General features: G+C 65.1%; 16 protein-coding genes. 8 read left to right on the top strand and 8 right to left on the bottom strand.

The features are described 5' to 3' along the window. Positions 1–145: 145 nt before the first annotated feature. The 5 genes from HMPREF2990_RS00350 (at position 146) to HMPREF2990_RS12570 (ending at position 5,025) form a co-directional block, all read left to right on the top strand. Positions 146–928: a hypothetical protein gene (locus tag HMPREF2990_RS00350; protein ID WP_070762142.1), complete on the top strand. Its 783-nt coding sequence runs from the start codon at positions 146–148 to the stop codon at positions 926–928. Positions 929–1,007: 79 nt separating this feature from the next. Then, entirely contained in the window at positions 1,008–1,787 is a 780-nt protein-coding gene (locus HMPREF2990_RS00345; protein ID WP_070762141.1) for an electron transfer flavoprotein subunit beta/FixA family protein, read from the top strand. Positions 1,788–1,799: 12 nt separating this feature from the next. After that, positions 1,800–2,738, top strand: a complete 939-nt coding sequence (locus HMPREF2990_RS00340; protein ID WP_070762140.1) for an electron transfer flavoprotein subunit alpha/FixB family protein — start codon at positions 1,800–1,802, stop codon at positions 2,736–2,738. Positions 2,739–2,745: 7 nt separating this feature from the next. Beyond that, complete coding sequence (locus tag HMPREF2990_RS12575; protein ID WP_246817372.1) at positions 2,746–4,167, top strand: cytochrome b/b6 domain-containing protein; 1,422 nt, start codon at positions 2,746–2,748, stop codon at positions 4,165–4,167. Between the two features lie 18 nt (positions 4,168–4,185). Further along, entirely contained in the window at positions 4,186–5,025 is an 840-nt protein-coding gene (locus HMPREF2990_RS12570; RefSeq protein WP_070762139.1) for an aldo/keto reductase, read from the top strand. Here the strand turns inward: HMPREF2990_RS12570 and HMPREF2990_RS00325 are convergent. After that, positions 5,022–6,221 carry an aminotransferase class I/II-fold pyridoxal phosphate-dependent enzyme gene (locus HMPREF2990_RS00325; RefSeq protein ID WP_070762138.1) on the bottom strand — a complete coding sequence of 400 codons (1,200 nt, stop codon included), beginning with the start codon at positions 6,219–6,221 and terminating at the stop codon, positions 5,022–5,024. The two genes, HMPREF2990_RS12570 and HMPREF2990_RS00325, sit on opposite strands and share 4 nt — an antisense overlap. Continuing rightward, entirely contained in the window at positions 6,218–6,928 is a 711-nt protein-coding gene (locus tag HMPREF2990_RS00320; protein WP_070762137.1) for a 6-carboxyhexanoate--CoA ligase, read from the bottom strand. The genes HMPREF2990_RS00325 and HMPREF2990_RS00320 overlap by 4 nt, the downstream gene beginning before the upstream one ends. Positions 6,929–7,005: 77 nt before the next feature. Here HMPREF2990_RS00320 and HMPREF2990_RS00315 point away from each other — a divergent pair, with 77 nt between their 5' ends. Both HMPREF2990_RS00315 and bioD read left to right on the top strand, forming a co-directional pair. Further along, the gene (locus HMPREF2990_RS00315) at positions 7,006–8,295 is read left to right on the top strand and encodes an adenosylmethionine--8-amino-7-oxononanoate transaminase (RefSeq protein ID WP_070762136.1); all 1,290 of its coding nucleotides are present in this window, start codon (positions 7,006–7,008) and stop codon (positions 8,293–8,295) included. Continuing rightward, on the top strand, positions 8,292–8,960 hold the full coding sequence (bioD, locus tag HMPREF2990_RS00310) for a dethiobiotin synthase (RefSeq protein ID WP_070762135.1): 669 nt from the start codon (positions 8,292–8,294) through the stop codon (positions 8,958–8,960). The genes HMPREF2990_RS00315 and bioD overlap by 4 nt, the downstream gene beginning before the upstream one ends. 140 nt (positions 8,961–9,100) lie before the next feature. Here bioD and HMPREF2990_RS12225 read toward each other — a convergent pair whose 3' ends face one another. The 4 genes from HMPREF2990_RS12225 to HMPREF2990_RS00290 all read right to left on the bottom strand — a co-directional run bounded on the left by HMPREF2990_RS12225 (position 9,101) and on the right by HMPREF2990_RS00290 (position 11,880). After that, a complete protein-coding gene (locus HMPREF2990_RS12225) occupies positions 9,101–10,189 on the bottom strand; it encodes a DDE-type integrase/transposase/recombinase (RefSeq protein WP_083316894.1) in 1,089 nt (362 codons plus the stop codon). After that, positions 10,189–10,608, bottom strand: a complete 420-nt coding sequence (locus tag HMPREF2990_RS00300; protein ID WP_070762133.1) for a hypothetical protein — start codon at positions 10,606–10,608, stop codon at positions 10,189–10,191. Before HMPREF2990_RS00300 ends, HMPREF2990_RS12225 begins: the two co-directional genes overlap by 1 nt. 167 nt (positions 10,609–10,775) lie before the next feature. After that, positions 10,776–11,249, bottom strand: coding sequence for a ribose-5-phosphate isomerase (locus HMPREF2990_RS00295; RefSeq protein WP_070762132.1), 474 nt, complete (start codon positions 11,247–11,249; stop codon positions 10,776–10,778). A 10-nt stretch (positions 11,250–11,259) separates the two neighbouring features. Continuing rightward, a complete protein-coding gene (locus HMPREF2990_RS00290; RefSeq protein ID WP_070762131.1) occupies positions 11,260–11,880 on the bottom strand; it encodes a DsbA family protein in 621 nt (206 codons plus the stop codon). Between the two features lie 74 nt (positions 11,881–11,954). Here HMPREF2990_RS00290 and pepN point away from each other — a divergent pair, with 74 nt between their 5' ends. Beyond that, entirely contained in the window at positions 11,955–14,354 is a 2,400-nt protein-coding gene (gene pepN, locus HMPREF2990_RS00285) for an aminopeptidase N (RefSeq protein WP_070762130.1), read from the top strand. Here pepN and HMPREF2990_RS00280 read toward each other — a convergent pair. Beyond that, positions 14,351–15,073: a GntR family transcriptional regulator gene (locus HMPREF2990_RS00280; protein WP_070762129.1), complete on the bottom strand. Its 723-nt coding sequence runs from the start codon at positions 15,071–15,073 to the stop codon at positions 14,351–14,353. The two genes, pepN and HMPREF2990_RS00280, sit on opposite strands and share 4 nt — an antisense overlap. A gap of 308 nt (positions 15,074–15,381) precedes the next feature. Then, positions 15,382–16,518 (bottom strand): cystathionine gamma-synthase, encoded by a 1,137-nt coding sequence (locus HMPREF2990_RS00275; protein ID WP_070762128.1) that lies wholly within the window; start codon positions 16,516–16,518, stop codon positions 15,382–15,384. Positions 16,519–16,620 lie beyond the last annotated feature (102 nt).

Here is a 16,620-nt window from a genome sequence, read left to right as displayed (position 1 = left end):
CGCGCAAAACGCTACCGGAAAAGTGTAGCTTAAGCGTCCCACGCATTCCAAACCCACCCAGCTTGAAACAAGCCCGGAACTTTTGCCGGGGACGATCCGTTGTTCTAGGTAAGAAACGGTTAGCTAATCCAAGGACGTGAGTTTCGTGTTAACGCTAGTTCTCATTCTCGCCGCAGTCGGTGTTGGCGCGTATTTACTGAGCAGTAGTGGGAGTAACCGCAAGCAGCTTGACCAGCAGCAGCTTGACGACGCTATGGCGGACGCGAAGCGGTGGACAGACCGCTTGGGTTCGCAGGTGCTGAGCTTAACGGGTAGTGACGCGGCGTCGACGCAGGCGTTGGCGGATGCCTCCGAGCGCTTCAACGCAGCGAACTCGGCGCTAGGCACTGCGCAGACCGTGAAGCAGGCGCAGCTGGCGCGCGAGTCGGCGCTGGAGGGCCTGTATTACGTCAACGCCGCGCGCGAGCTGATGGGCATGCCCGCGGGCCCTGCCTTGCCGGAGCTGGAGGGCCAGCGCCGCGCAGGTCGGGTGACCGAGGAGCGCACGGTTCGCCAGGAGGACGGCACGACGGTGACGGCTTCGCCGAACCCCTCGGCCGCCACGCCGCACTACTACCCCGGCGGCGCGGTGGCGGGTCGGCCGGTGCCGGCTGGTTGGTACTCGTCCGCGTGGTGGGGCCCAGCGATGATGACGGGCGTGTGGGCGGCGAGCTCGATGATGTTTTATTCAGCCATGTTCGCGGGTATGGCGGGCACGCCTTCGGCGGACGCGTTTGAGGCCGGGGACTTCTCCGGCGGGGACATCGGCGACGCTGGCGGCGACCTTGGCGCTGGTGATATGGGCGACGTGGCTGGCGGCGATGCCGGGGGTGGCCTCTTCGATGGCGGCGGGTTTGACTTTGGGGATTTTGGCGGCTTTGACCTGTGACGGGGCGTCGATAAGCGAAGGCGAAAGCGCGCGCGATAGACTGCTTGGCGTTCGATTGCCCTATATATAAGGAGCCGCAGTGCGCATTGCAGTGTTGCTGAAAGAAGTCCCGGACACCTACAGCGACCGCGACATGAACCTGGAGACTGGTCTGACGGACCGCACAGGTGAGGTCGCCGCCGATGAGGTCGGCGAGCGCGCGGTCGAGGCGGCACTGCGTATCGCGGAGAAACTGGGCAAGGACGACGTGCACGTTGAGGTGCTGTCGGTCGGGCCCGAGCACGCGGCCGAGTCGGTCCGTCGCGGGATCGCGATGGGCGCGAACGACGCGACGATAGTCACGGACGACCGCCTCATTGGCGCGGACGCCACGATGACGGCGACCGTGCTGGCGGAGGTTATCCGCCGCGGCAACTACGACCTGGTTATTGCGGGCACGATGTCCTCCGATGGCGGTACTGGCGTGATCGCGCCGATGCTGGGCGAGCTGCTCAACTGGCCCGCGCTGACGAACCTCACGGAGCTTGAGGTCGAGGCCGAGCAGGTCACGGCGACCCAGATGGGCGATCACGTCACGTCGAAGCTGCGCGCGGAGCTGCCCGCGGTCGTGGCGGTGTCGGATGAGTTCGCGGACGCGCGCTTCCCCAACTTCAAGGGGCTGATGGCGGCGAAGAAGAAGGAACTGACCACGCTCAACCTGGATGACCTGGGCATTGACGCGGAGGATTACACGCCGGCGCGCGCGATCATGGTGAGCATCGATCGCCGTCCGCCGCGCGAGCAGGGCGAAATCATTGACGAGTCCGCGACCTCCGCCAAGCAGCTTGTCGATTTCCTCGAGTCCAAGAACCTTATCTAGTTAGGAGCCACAATGACCAGCACAGATCCGGTTCTCGTCCTGCTTGCCGAGTCGCTCGATGGCTCGCCCGACCCGGCGGCCGCGGAGCTCATCGGCGCCGCCAGCACGCTCGGCACGCCCGTAGTGCTCGCCACCAGCGCCGCACACGCCGAGGCGCTCGGTGCGCTCGGCGCGGCCAAGGTCGCAATCTCCGAGCTTTCGCTTATCGACGCCGCGTTGGCCGCCACCGAGACCTTCAACCCCACCGCGATCATCACCTCCCACGACGTGCGTGGCCGCGACCTGGCTGCGCGCGTGGCCGTGCGCTTGGGACGCGCCGTGCTCACGGATGCCGTCGGGGTCCGCCGCGACGAGCAGGGCATTGTGACCGACCACTCCAACTACGGCGGTGCCTTTACTGCCGTGGCTGCGGCGACGCACTCCGCGCCGGTGATCACGCTGCGTTTGGGCAGCGTCGAGGAGCGCGCGGAGGCGGCAGCCGGTGAGGTCGTGGAGGTCTCCGGGGAAGCGCACGAGCGCCGCCTCGCGGAAGTACTCGAGAGCGCAAAGGTCGAACGTACCTCCACCCGCCCGGAGCTGACCACGGCCGACAAGGTCGTCGCCGGTGGCGTCGCACTTGGCGATGCCGACATGTTCGAAGAACTCGTCGGCGGTCTTGCCGACGCCCTCGGTGCCGCGGTGGGCGCGACCCGTTCCGCGGTGGACGAGGATCAGGTGCCTTATGAGGCGCAGATCGGCCAGACGGGTGTGTTGGTCTCGCCGAAGCTCTACATCGGCATCGGTATTTCCGGTGCGGGCCAGCACCTGGTCGGCATGCAGACCGCCGACACGATCGTGGCGATTAACAACGACGAGGACGCCCCCATTTTTGAGGTCGCAGACTTCGGCATCATCGGCGACCTCTTCGATGTGGTGCCCGACATTATTAACGAGCTCGAGTCCAGGAAGTAGGCGCTTTATGCAGGTACCCGTACGTCAGGGCCTGCCGCGCGTGCCCGGCGGGGCACCGTGGCCCCCGGTCACCACTGCCGAGGTAGCGCAAGCACCCCGCGCAGCGGCCGCCGACGCCGAGACCGATACTGAAGCCGAGATGGCCGACACCCAGGCAGCAGCACTGATCACCGTGCCGCTGCGCCGCGGCCTACCGCGCACCCCGGGCGGCGCCGCCTGGCCGGAGGCCGAAACCGCACAGGTCCCCGCACCGAAACATGCGCCCGAGGAGTCCGCGGCCGCGGACTCGACACCGGAGCCAGTCACCGAGCTGGTGACCGTGCCGCTGCGCCGCGGCCTACCGCGCACCCCGGGCGGTGCCGCCTGGCCGGAGGCCGAGACCGCACAGATCCCCGCGCCGAAGCACGCGCCGGAGGAGTCCGCGGCCGCAGAAGCCGCGCCGGAGCCAACCGCACCAGCACCGGAACCGACGCAGCCAAAGCCGGCACCGCAGAAACCGGCACAGCAGAAGCCCACGCCGCAGAAGCGGCAGGCGGCGGGCAAGGCCGCGCCGAAAGCCAAGCCAAGCAAGGCCCCGTGGCTGTGGGGCGCGGCGCGGGTCGTACTGGCCGCGATCGGCGTGCTGGCCGCGCGCTGGTTTGTCGGCACGGAGACGGGCGCGGACTTCATTAACCGCTACGACGGTCGTCAGCCGCTGCCGGACTCCGCGCCGGTGGGGCTGCCTTCGTGGCTGGCGTGGTCCCACTTCTTCAACATGTTCCTGATGGCCATGCTGATCAAGACGGGGTTGACGCAGCGTCGAGAAGCGAAGCCCGCGGCGTACTGGGCACCGCGCACGAGGCCGCGGGAGAAGATCTCCGTGAACCTGTGGCTCCACCTGGTGCTTGACCTGGCATGGGTCGTGCTCGGCGTGATCTTCTACGTGCTGCTCTTTGCCACCGGCCAGTGGATGCGCATCGTGCCCACGAGCTGGGAGGTCTTCCCGCACGCACTCTCGGCGGGCATCCAGTACCTGAGCCTGGACTGGCCGAACGAAAACCCGTGGGTCTACTACAACGCGCTGCAGGAACTGTCGTACTTCCTCGTCGTGTTTGTCGCCTCCCCGCTGGCGATCATCTCCGGTGCACGGATGAGCCCGGTGTGGCCGAAGCGCTGGACTTTCCCGTCCATGCGCACCGCACGAGCCTTGCACTTCCCCACCATGATCTTCTTCGTGGTGTTCTTGCTCATCCACATCGTGCTCGTGGCCACCACGGGTCTGCGTGGCAACCTCAACGCCATGTTCGCCGCGACCGACGACCCGACTGGCTGGACCGGCACCGTCCTCTTTGTCGTCGCGGCGGCGATCATCGCCGGCGGCTGGGCACTCGCCCGCCCCATGCTCGTCGCGCCGCTCGCTGCAAAGACGGGCAACGTCACGCAGCGCTAACCCCACTTAAGGAACCTCATGACCTCAGCAATCCCGCGCCTGCAGCTTAACGACGCCACGTCGATCCCCCAGCTCGGCTACGGCCTCCACCGCGTGGACCCTGCGCGCGCCGAGGAACTCACGCTGGCGGCGCTCGAGGCGGGCTACCGGCACCTCGACACCGCGTACATCTACGGCAACGAAGAGGGCGTGGGCCGTGCGATCGCCGCTTCCAACATCCCACGCGACGAGCTGTATGTGACGACGAAGCTGTGGAACGACCGGCACCGCGACGCCGACGCAGCGCTTGGCGAGTCGCTCGAACGTCTTGGCTTGGACCACGTGGACATGTACCTGATCCACTGGCCGGTGCCCTCGCAGGGCGCGTACGTGGACGCGTGGAAGTCCATGATCCAGCTGCGCGATGAGGGCCTGGCCACCTCGATCGGGGTGTCGAACTTCCTGCCCGCCCACATCGACGATTTGGAAATGGCCACCGACGTCACGCCCGCGGTCAATCAGGTGGAGCTGCACCCGCTGTTCCAGCGCTGGAAGGAGCTCGACGCAATGCGGGTGCACGGCGTGGCGATTGAGGGCTGGGCGCCGCTCGGCGGAGGCGAGCTGGACCTTGAGGACTACCCGGAGATCACCGACGCCGCCGAGGCGCACGGCAAAACGCCCGCGCAGGTCGTGCTGCGTTGGCACATTCAAAACAAGGTCATCGTCTTCCCCAAGACAACCTCACCCGCACGGATGGAAGAGAACCTGGACGTCTTCGACTTCGAGCTGACGCAGGATGAGATGGCGGCACTGATTTCGCTCGATGAGGAGGAGTTCGGCCGCATCGGCCCCCACCCCGCCGACTACGCAGACATCTAGAGTCCCAAGCGCTCGAGCTCTTCGCACAGCGCGTCGATCTGCGCGGGCGCGTGCGTGGCCATGAGTGTGACGCGCAGGATCGCTTCGCCCCGCGGCACCGTGGGCCAGCGGATTGCTGGCACGATGAAGCCGCGCTCGTAAAGCTGCGCAGCCGCCTCCATCGCGGCCATCTCGTCCCCAACATGCACGGGCACGATCGGCCCGGCACCGGCGGGGTCGCATGCCTCAGTGCCGCGGCGCGCATGCCACCTGGCGATGCTCGCGTGCAACCGCTGCACCGGACCCGGGTCATACTCCAGGATCTCCACTGCCGCCGTGATCGCCGCGCACGTCGCAGGCGCAGGCGAGGTGGAAAAGACAAACGAACGCGCCTGCTGGCGAAGCAGCTCGGCCACCGGCGCACTGGTGGCAACCGCAGCGCCCTCCGCCCCGAGCGCCTTGCTCGCAGTGATCAGCTGGATATCGGGGCGCATGCCGTACAGCTCCGGCAGGCCGCGGCCGGTGGGGCCGATGGTGCCGATGGCGTGGGCGTCGTCAAGCATGCTCCACGCGCCGTGGCGCTGACAGACTTCCATGAGCTCGGGCAGCGGCGCGCACACCCCGTCCATGGAAAACAGCCCGTCGGTGACCATGAGCGCGTACTCGGTTGCTCGTTCGGCGAGCGCGCGATCGACCGCCGCGATATCGCGGTGCTCCACGACGCGCACCTCGGCCCCGCTGGCCTTGGCCAGGCGGCAGCCGTCGATGATGCTGGCGTGGTTCTTCACATCCGAGACGATCGTCAGCCCCGGCCCGCGGCATGTGGCGGCGAGCGCCTGGAGGGTGGACACGTTGGCCTGGTAACCGGTGGCAAAGAGCACGGCGTCCGCGTACCCGGTGAAGCGGGCGACGGCGGACTCGGCGCGAAGGTGCAGGTCACTGGTGCCGGTGGTCAGGCGCGACCCACCGGAGCCTGCGCCGAATTCCTCGGTGGCGGCGACCGCGGCGGCCACCACGCGCGGGTCCTCGGCCAGCCCCAGGTAGTTCGAGGAGCTGAACAGGACCGCCTCGCGTGCGTCTGCCGCTGCGCTTGCACGCAGGCGGGCGGTGGGCTCCTGCCCGCTAGCGAAGACGGCGGGGCTGCGCCACAGGCCGCGCTCGCGCCACGCATCCAGGTTCGCGGCGGCGACGCGTGCTAGCGAAGACGCATCGCTCATGCCTGCACCTCAGTCCGGACGAGCACCGGCTGACGCTCCAGGTAGTCGATCAACGCCGGGATGTCGGCACGCTCACGGACAAGGAAGGCGCGCGCCCCAGCTCGCGAGCCGGCAGGTTTGATGTGCGGGATGCGCGTGTACGTGCCTGCGTGGGCGACATACCCGGTGGTGTATTCGGGGTCGTCCGAGATACACAGCTCGGCGATCACGTCCGGGTGCGCGGCAACTTTGCTGGCCAACACGAGCGCTTCACGCGCGGCGTCCTTGCCGGTGGCCTGTGTGTACTCGAGCGCGTCCATGTGACTGACCCGCACGCCGCGCTCGCAGTCCGGCTCCAGACGCGCGCCGGTGCCTGCACACACGAGCATCGCGCCGCGCATGTCGCGGGCGGCAAACGTCTCACGGACGAGTGCGTCCGCGTGCGGGGTCAGCGGCGCAAGCAGCCCGTGGATCACAGCGCGCGCGGCGTCCGGGTCCGCGCACTCAGCGACGTCCACACGCAGCGCTTCGGCGTGCGTGATCGCATCCTCGTCGAGCGCCTCCACGGTCAGGTGCGTCTGCGCTGCCTCGCCCTTCGGGTGGTCGAGCGCGCGTTGTGCGAGCTGCGCGCAGGTTTCAGCGACGTGTGCAGCATCCACGATGCGCTCGGCGCCAGAGATGTGCCGACCCTGGGTGTTGGCGCGCATGCGCACCGAAAAGTAGGTCATGTGACTCAACCTACACTCCCAGTTGTACGGTGTTCAATAAGGTTCCCTACCGCCACTAATAGCAACGAAAGGCCCCCATGACGCCCGAGACACTCGCGGCCATCGACACCGCGCACATCTGGCACCCCTACGCCGCGCCCGGCTCCGGCAACCTGCCCGTCGCCGCCACCCACGGCGTGTATCTCGAACTCGCCGATGGCCGCCTGCTTATCGACGCCATGTCGTCCTGGTGGGCCGCCGCCCACGGCCACGGACACCCCCGCCTGTTGCGTGCCGCCCACGACCAGATCGATGCGATGTCCCACGTCATGTTCGGCGGACTCACCCACGAACCCGCCGCGCGGCTGACCCAAAACCTGTTAGAACTGACCAGCGGCAAGGCGGGGCCGAACTACAGCCGCGTCTTCTTGGCTGACTCCGGTTCCGTCTCAGTCGAGGTGGCCATCAAGATGGCGCTGCAGTACGCCCGCGGCACCGGGCACCCCGAGCGCAACCGGCTGCTGACCTGGCGCTCCGGCTACCACGGCGACACCTTCGCTGCGATGAGCGTGTGCGACCCCGACGGCGGGATGCACTCGATGTGGCAAGGCGTGCTCGCCGCGCAGCACTTCGCCCCTGCACCGCCGGTGCGCGGCGCGAGCGATAAGGAGCGCGCGGCCTACCTCGCCGAGTTCGAAAAACTGATCACCGACGACGTCGCCGCGGTGATCATCGAGCCGGTCGTCCAGGGCGCTGGCGGCATGCGCTTCCACGACGCCGAACTCGTCCGCGGCGTGCGCGAACTGTGCACCACACACGGCGTCCTCTTGCTTGCCGACGAAATCGCCACCGGCTTCGGCCGCACCGGCCAGCTGTTTACCACCCTGGACAACGGTGTGGTCCCCGACATCCTGTGCGTGGGCAAGGCGATCACCGGCGGGTTCATGACGCTCGCCGCCGTGCTCACCACCGACGAAGTCGCCGCAGGCATGGAGCCGGCCGCGATCATGCACGGGCCCACCTTCATGGGCAATCCGCTGGCCTGCGCCGTCGCCGCCGAGGCCACCGCCATGATCAAAGAGGGCGACTGGCGCGAGCAAACCCGCAACATCGAGGGCTGGCTTACCGAGGAGCTCGCGCCCGCCCGCGAGATCCAGGGCGTTGCCGACGTCCGCATCCTCGGCGCTATCGGCGTGGTGGAAATGGCCTCCGACGTGGACATGGCCGCCACCACGCAGGCAGCGGTAGACCAAGGCGTGTGGATCAGGCCGTTCGGGCGCAACATCTACACCATGCCGCCGTTTATCTGCACCGAAGACCAGACTCGCCAAATCGGCCGCGCCGTCGTCGCCGCGGCGCAGGCAGCAAGCAAGGAGCAGTACCAATGATCGTTGTAGTCACCGGCACGAACACGGATGTGGGCAAGACCATCGCCACGGCAGCCCTTGCCGCTGCCTGGCAGGACGCGGGTTTGAGTGTCCGCGTGGCCAAGCCGCTGCAGACCGGCGAGCCTGAAGGCGCAGGCGACGCCAACACCGTCGCGCGACTGACCGGGGTGCGCACTCACGAGCTGACCCGCTTCCCCGAGCCGCTCGCGCCGAACTTATCCGCCCGGCGCGCCGGCATGCAGGTGCCGTCGCTTCAAGCAGTCTGCGAGTGGATCCTTAATCTCGACGCCTCACACAACGGCGTGACTCTCGTCGAGGGTGCGGGCGGGCTGCTCGTGCGCCTTGCCGACGAATACACAATCGCCGAGATCGCCGCGGAGCTGCGCGCGCCGCTTGTCGTCGTTACCTCGCTGGGGCTCGGTAGCCTCAACGCTGCGGAGCTCACGGTCCGCGAGGCGCAGCGCCGTGACGTGCGCGTCGCCGGGCTGATCGGCGGGTCACTGCCAGCAGAGCCGGACCTGGCCACGCGGCTCAACCTGGAAGAACTGCCCCTCGTCACCGGCGTTGATCTGTGGGCGAGCATTCCCGCCGGGGCCGGCTCCTTAGGCCCGGCTGAGTTCACGGAGATGGCGCGCACACTGGGCATCCCTGCCCCGCCGTGCTGAGGTGGCAGAAAAAGTTTTCCGATCATACTCGGAAAACTCCCCGTCTTATAAAAGTTTTCCGACTATAGTCGGAAAACTTTCCAATTCCGCCGCCCGCCGTTGAGTTGTGAACCCCCGCCAACTCGTTTGAATAAAACTTACTATACCTGCTGGTAAACGGCAAGATCACGCCCTATATTAATCCCCACCAACTGCGGTGGGGCCTTATAGGCTGATACCGCCGGACGCCGAGTCGGGTGCGCCTGATAGTAGCGTTGCTCCTTTGCCTGACGCCGTGCAAGGATCTGTTTCCACTTGCCCGTATACACCTCATCAGGCGTGTAATAGTTCAACCCACTGTGACGATCCCGCTTGTTGTACGCCTCAATAATCCTGCCAACCACCTGCTCTGCTTGAGCGATATCACGGTAGGACTCCAACGCGAAGCGATGATGCTTCAAGGTGCGATGTGATGACTCTTCATATGGGTTATCGTTTGAAACATTCGGCCTGATCAGTGAGAGTTTCACACCGTTTTCATCCAGCATCGTGCGCATTGAGTGCGACGTCATCACACCACCATTATCAGTATGAACAACCCGCACATCATGACCATGCAACCGCTGATCTTTGATAACAGCCTTGATTAAGTCCGTGGCAACCGATTTAACCTGACGTGGCTGGATGGTCCAGCCAACAATCTTTCGCGAAAACAAATCCAACACCGTATACAGGTGAAACCCCTTCGACATAAACGATGCTGGCAACCAAGTAATATCCCAACACAACACCTGACCAGGCCCACTTGCTGCCACCACAGGCACACCACGCTTACTATGTCGCGGGGTCGGCACATACGCAAGCGGGTTTTGCGCACGCAGTTCAGCATGTACCCGGTAGAAGGTCCGAAGACTTGCCACCATCTCACCATCGCCATCAAGGTGATCGAAAAAGATCCTGGCAACACTATGATGCTTGCGTTTGCCAGCAACAAGCAGTGAGGCAACCGTCTTGCGCTGCGCAGCAGTTAACTGCTTCGGGCTGACATGACAAGCACTACCATCGTCGCGTTTACGCCGACGTGGGTGATGCCGGTAATGCCAGCTTGATTTGGATAACCCGACAATTTCCAACGCGGCTTTCAGCGTGTACTTGGCAGCAACTAACGCATCAACGATGCTGTTTTCTGCGGCGATAAACGCCTCGTAGTCGTGTTTTTCATCCCCGGTTAAACGTCTGCCACCACGCATTACTTGTCGGTATATTTTTGCATGATGGCGATGGCTTTTCCCAAGGAATCCACCGCTCTAGCATGGGCAGCATTTTGTTCGTCTTTAATGCTGAGTTGTTTGTCTTTTTCTTCGAGTGCACCTTCAAGTTCGGCTACTCGTTGTTCAAGGGACTTCGTCAGATCCTTCAGGCGGCGGATTTCGTGTATGTCAGAGGTATCCATACGCACATTCTTCTTTGGGGTAAGTCCTGTGTCGATATCACCTGCGATGAACTGTTTGTTCCATCGATTCAACACCTTGTAGGTGATGCCGATTTTGGCGAGGTATTTCTTTTTGCCTCCGTAGGGTATCTGCGCGTAGGTCATGATGATTTCGCGCTTTTGTTCTGTAGTGAACTCCTCCGATGCGCGGCTGGTGGGAGGTATGACTACCGTCATTGCTGTGTGTCCTTCCTACCCGGTGTTACACCGGGTGACCTGGGGAGTTCACAAGTTCAACGGCAGGAGGGGTTCAGCGCGGTTTTCCGACCATACTCGTAACTCTCTGACGCGAAAAAGCCCGGGGACAACCCCGGGCTCAATCACGAAATCGCGAAAAGCTTCCTCTAGTTGCCAGGAACCTCCGGGGCCACGCCGGTCTCCTCGTACTTGGACAGGATGTCAATGCGGCGCTGGTGGCGCTCCTCCTCGCTCCACGGCTGTGCGACAAAGGCGTCGACGATTGCGAGCGCCTCTTCCTCGGTGTGCATACGGCCACCTATGCCGATGAGCTGGGCGTTGTTGTGCTCGCGCGCCAGCTTCGCGGTCTCTACCGACCACGCGAGGGCGCAGCGCGCGCCCTTGACCTTGTTCGCGGCGATCTGCTCGCCGTTGCCGGATCCACCCAGCACGATGCCGAGCGAGCCGGGGTTGGCCACCACGGCTTCGGCGGCGGCGATGCAAAACGCCGGGTAGTCATCTGCGGCGTCGTACTCGTGGGCACCGCAGTCGATCACCTCGTGGCCCGCCTTTTCCAGGTGGGCCTTGATCTGGTTCTTCCGCTCGAAACCGGCGTGGTCTGCTCCTAGATAAATACGCATGCGCCTTAGCCTACCCGCGTACCTGGGGATCTTCGGTGCGGGAGCGCTTGAGTTCGAAGAAGTAGGGGTAGGAGGCGAGGGACACGGAGGCGTCGAAAAGCTTGCCTGCTTCTTCGCCAGTGGGGACCCGGGTGATCACGGGGCCAAAGAAGGCGGTGTCCCCGAGCTTGACCACGGGCGTGCCGACCTCGTCGCCGACGTTGTCCATGGCCTGCTGGTGGTAGGCGCGCAGCTGCTCGTCCACAACTTCGGAGTTGGCCACATCCGCGAACTGCGGCGGCAGGTCGCACGCATCGAGCGCGGCACCGATGATCTCGTCGTAGGCACCGTAGCCCTCCTTGCCGCCCTCGCCTTCGGTGTGGATCATGGTGCCCATCATGGTGTAGAGGGCGTCGATCTTCTCCGGGGCTTCCTCTTTGACCTTGGTAAACACGCGGGCCGGCCCCCAGTTGGCCTCCATCTTGCGCGCGTAGGCCTCCGGCAGGTCGCGCCCCTGGTTCAGCACGCTCAACGACATGGGTACCCACTCGACCTCAATATCGCGGACCTTTTCTACCTCCTTGATCCAGCGGGAGGTCAGCCAGCAAAACGGGCAGGACACGTCGAACCAAAATGTGACGGACTGAGCCATGGTGTTCTCCTTCACTCCTCTTAAAGCAGTTGCCCCCACAGTAGCGATTCTTGCGCGGCGAGTATGTTGGGGCCATGAAAACTAATCTCACTCGCGCCGACGCGCGCCACCGCGTCGGCCTGATTTCCAACGTCCACTACGACATCAACCTCGACGTCACCGGGGCCGAGCAGTTCCGGTCGCGGACCACCATCACCTTCGATTCCACCGCGGGCGAGACCTTCTTCGACCTGGTCGCCGACTCCTTTTCCGCCACGCTCGACGGCGCACCGATCGAGGGTGCGAAGCTCAACCTGAGCGAGGGCGCGCACACCGTGGTCGTCGACGCCACGATCACCTACAACCGCACCGGCGAGGGCCTGCACAAGTTCACCGACCCGGTCGATAACAAGGACTACCTGTACACCCAGTTCGAGCCTGCGATGGCCATGAAGGTCTTTGCCTGCTTCGACCAGCCGGATATCAAGGCCACCTACGACATCCACGTCACCGCCCCGGAGCACTACACCGTGGTGCTCAACGAGGCCGCCACCCGCGAGGGCAACACCTGGTCGGCGAAGGTGGACTACCCGCTGTCCACCTACCTCATCGCCGTGATCGCCGGCGAGTACGAGCACGTCACCGACACCTACTCCGACGCCCACGGTGAGATCCCGCTGGGCCTCTACGCCCGCGCCTCGCTCATGGAGCACCTGGACGCCGAGCGCCTGTTCCGCCAAACCAAGGACGGTTTTGCCTACTACCACGAGAACTTCGGCGTGGCCTACCCCTTTGGCAAGTACGACCAGATCTTCTGCCCCGAGTACAACATGGGCGCGATGGAAAACGCGGGCGCGGTGACCTTCCGCGACGAGTACGTCTTTACCTCCGAGCCGACCCCCTACCGCCTCGAGCGCCGCAACGACACCATCCTGCACGAGATGGCGCACATGTGGTTCGGCGACCTGGTCACCATGGAGTGGTGGGACGACCTGTGGCTCAACGAGTCCTTTGCCACCTGGTCCGCCGCGATCGCGCAGACGGAGATCGGCGAGTACCCGAACGCCTGGACCACCTTCGCCGCGGTGGAAAAGGCCTGGGCTTACCAGCAGGATCAGCTGCCCACTACCCACCCGATCGCCGCAGACGCGCCGGATATTGAGACCGCGGAGCAGAACTTCGACGGCATCACCTACGCCAAGGGCGCCTCCGTGCTCAAGCAGCTGCAGGCCTACGTCGGCCGCGACGAGTTCTTCGCGGGCGTGCAGCAGCACTTCCGCAACCACGCGCACGCAAACGCCACCTTCGCCGACCTGCTCTCCGCGCTCGAGGAGTCCTCCGGCCGCGACCTGTCGAGCTGGTCCGAGCAGTGGCTGCGCACCACCGGCGTATCTATCCTGCGCCCAGATATCACCGCAGACAGCTTCGCCGTGGTCCAAGAGTCCGAGGTCATGCGCACCCACCGCGTCACCGTGGGCCTCTATTCGCTTGTCGACGGCCACGTGCAACGCACCCACCACGTCACCCTCGACGTCGACGGCGCACGCACCGAGGTGCCCGAGCTCGCCGGCGTCGCACACGACCTGGCCCTGGTCAACGACGAGGACCTCACCTACTGCAAGATGGGGCTCACCCCCGAACACAAGCGCTTCGCGCTCGAGCACCTGGGCGAAATCGCCGACCCGCTGGCGCGCACGCTCGTGTGGTCCTCGCTGTGGGAGTCGGTGCGCGACGGGGTCCTCCCGGCCCGCGAGTTCGTCCGCCTTGTGGCCAAGCACGGTGCCGCAGAGGACCAGCCGAGCGTCCAGGAGCGCCTGCTTGCCCAGGCCACGCTGGCCGTCAAGCAGTACGTCGACCCGTCCTGGCAGGACGAGGGCTTCGCGCTGCTCAACGACGCCTTCTGCGGTGCCGAGCCCGCAGCGATCTTCGACCGGGCACTGGCGCGGCTGACCCCGAACGATACGACGGTCGCCTACCTGAAGCAGCTGCTTGCAACTTCGGAGAACCAAGAGGTGCGCTGGCTGGCGCTGACCAGCCTGATTGCCGCGGGCGAGGTGCCGCTTTCGGCCGCAGATGAGGAAAAGGACACCTCCTCGGAGGGTGTGATCTCCCGCCTGCGCTGCCGCGCGACGGTAGAAAAGCAGTGGGCCTGGGACACGCTGGTGAACGAGGATCTGACCAACCTCGAGGCCCGCTACATCATGGACGGGCTCACCTTCAACGCACAGGGCACCGACGTCAACCTGGACTCGTTCACCGACGAGTACTTCCGCATCGCGCCCGCACTGTGGGATCGCCTGACCAACGAGATGGCGCAGCGCACCCTCGAAGGCATGTACCCCACCTGGGCCGTGACCGAGGAAGCGGTGCGCAAGGCCGACGCCCTGCTTCACGACGCCTCCGTGCCCGCAGGCCTCAAGCGCATCCTCGCGGAGGGGCAGGACCGGGTCGCCCGCGCGGTACGCAACCGAGCCTGCGACGCGGCAGCCGACTAGTCGAAACGGGTGATCGCGCGCAGCTGCGCGACATCCGGTCGGATCACGATGCTGGAGTACGCCACGACCACGTCGCGCTCATAGAGCTTGCGGGTCACCCGCTGCAGCGGTGTGTTCGCGGCGAGCCCCAAGCGCTCACGCTCTTTTTCCGTGGCGACGCCGGGGGCGACTAGATCCTCGCGCAGCGTCGTCGCCGCGGGACGGGTCGCCGGGGTAAACGCCAGCCCGCTGGTCGCGTAGTGCGCTTCGTGCCCGGGGCGGACGTAGAGGACCTCGGAGAACGCTGGCACGTCGTCGGCGTAGTGGAGCCGGTCCTGCTTGAGCACTGCAAACGCAGGCTCATCGATCTCGCTCTCCGCGTCAACGCCGAAGGCGGCCTTGACGGCTTGCGGGGCGTCGACGTTGGCGTCGAAAAGCAGCTCGGTGCGGATGCGCACCCCATGGGCTTCCAGCTGGGCGGCGAGCCCGACCGGGCCGTTGAGGTCGACGACCGGGGGCAGCGCGCGCACGAAGGTGCCGCCGCTGCGGCCGCGCTTGCGCTCGATGATGCCTTCCAGCTGGAGGATGTCGAGCGCGTGGCGCACTGTCATTCGCGCCACCCCAAACTGGTCAACAAGGACGCGCTCGGGCGGCAGCTTGTCGCCGGGTTCGAGCTCACGGGCTTCGATCCGGTTGCGCAATGATTCTGCAATACGCAGGTATGCCGGTTTCCTGGACATAGCTACCTTTCCGCTCGCGCGGCGCGACGTCATGCGTTCCTGCACCGTAGCTGCCAGGAACAATCCTTCCCCTCAGGCTAATAAACATGCAGCGAAAATTGGCCATTCTCACAGCTCGAGTTGGGAAAGGCGCGCCATCTTCTGGAAAGGTCTACGCTGTAACTCTGTGCGCTCGCGGTACTGAACCCGGAATGGTACAGCGCGCACACAGACACAGCACCCCCGCGCAACTTCCCCCGTTTAGGGGTGAGGTGCACACTGCAAGCTATGCGCCCAAGTGAATAAATCAGCACCTCACCCAACGCCGCCTACAACGCGGCGATCGCCTGCTCGAGATCCGCGATGAGGTCCTCGACATCCTCGATACCCACCGAGATCCGCACCAGCTCGCGCGGGACCTCCAGCTCCGAACCGTTGACCGCCAGATGCGTCATCGTCGCCGGGTGCTCGAGCAGGCTCTCCACCCCGCCGAGCGACTCCGCCAGGCAGAACAGCTTGGTCGACAGGCAGAACTTCTGCGCCTGCTCCTCGGTCTGGAATTCGACGGACACCATGCCGCCGAAGCGCGTCATCTGACGCTTCGCCACCTCGTGGCTGGGGTGGGTTTCCAGGCCCGGGTAGTGGACCTTGGCCACGCAGTCCTGGCCCTGCAGGAACTCGGCGACCGCCTCCGCATTGTCGCAGTGGCGATCCATGCGCACGGCGAGTGTCTTGAGACCGCGGCCAGTGAGGTAGGTGTCAAACGGCGAGGGAATCGCGCCGACCCAGCCGAAGAAGAAGCGCAGGTCTTCCTCCAGCTTCGCGTCGCGGCCACAGACAATGCCGCCGACCACGTCGGAGTGGCCGCCAATGTACTTGGTGGTCGAGTGCAGCACGACATCCGCGCCCAGTTCGAAGGGCTTCTGCAGGTAGGGGGAGGCAAACGTGTTGTCCACCACCAGCGTCGCCTCGCCCTTGACCTTGGAGATCGCAGTGATGTCGGCGATGTCCAGCAGCGGGTTCGTTGGCGTTTCCACCCACACCACCTTGGTGTTCGGTCGAATCGCCGCGGCGATCTCCTCGGTATTGGTGATGTCGACCACCGTGTTCTCCACACCCCACAGGCTAAAGACCTGCTGGATCAGGCGGTAGGTGCCGCCGTAGGCGTCGTTGCCAATGACGATGTGATCCCCCGGCTTGAGCAGGATACGCAGCAGCGAGTCGATCGCAGCCATGCCCGAGGCGAACGCCACGCCGTAGTCCGCGCCCTCGAGTGCCGCGACCGTCTTCTCCAGCGCGGTCACGGTCGGGTTGCCCACGCGCGTGTACTCGTAGCCGCCGCGCAGCTTGGCCAGCCCGTCCTGGGCGAAGGTGGTCGAGGCGTAAATCGGGGTGTTGATCGGGCCGTACAGACTGTCCGGTTCATAGCCGGCATGGATGGAATCTGTGGAAAAACCAGAGGTCATCGCGTTGCCTTTCGTTGCTTCGTAGTGGGGGTATCGCCCTCAGTAGAAGGAGCTTTCCCCGCAGTGTAGACCAAGCGGTTCAGTTAGTCCGGTTCCCGCGGT

It is taken from the genome of Corynebacterium sp. HMSC071B10, from assembly GCF_001814825.1.
Classification (GTDB): Bacteria; Actinomycetota; Actinomycetes; order Mycobacteriales; family Mycobacteriaceae; genus Corynebacterium.
Note: the sequence above shows the minus strand (reverse complement) of the source record. Positions and strands in the feature narration are given on the sequence as shown.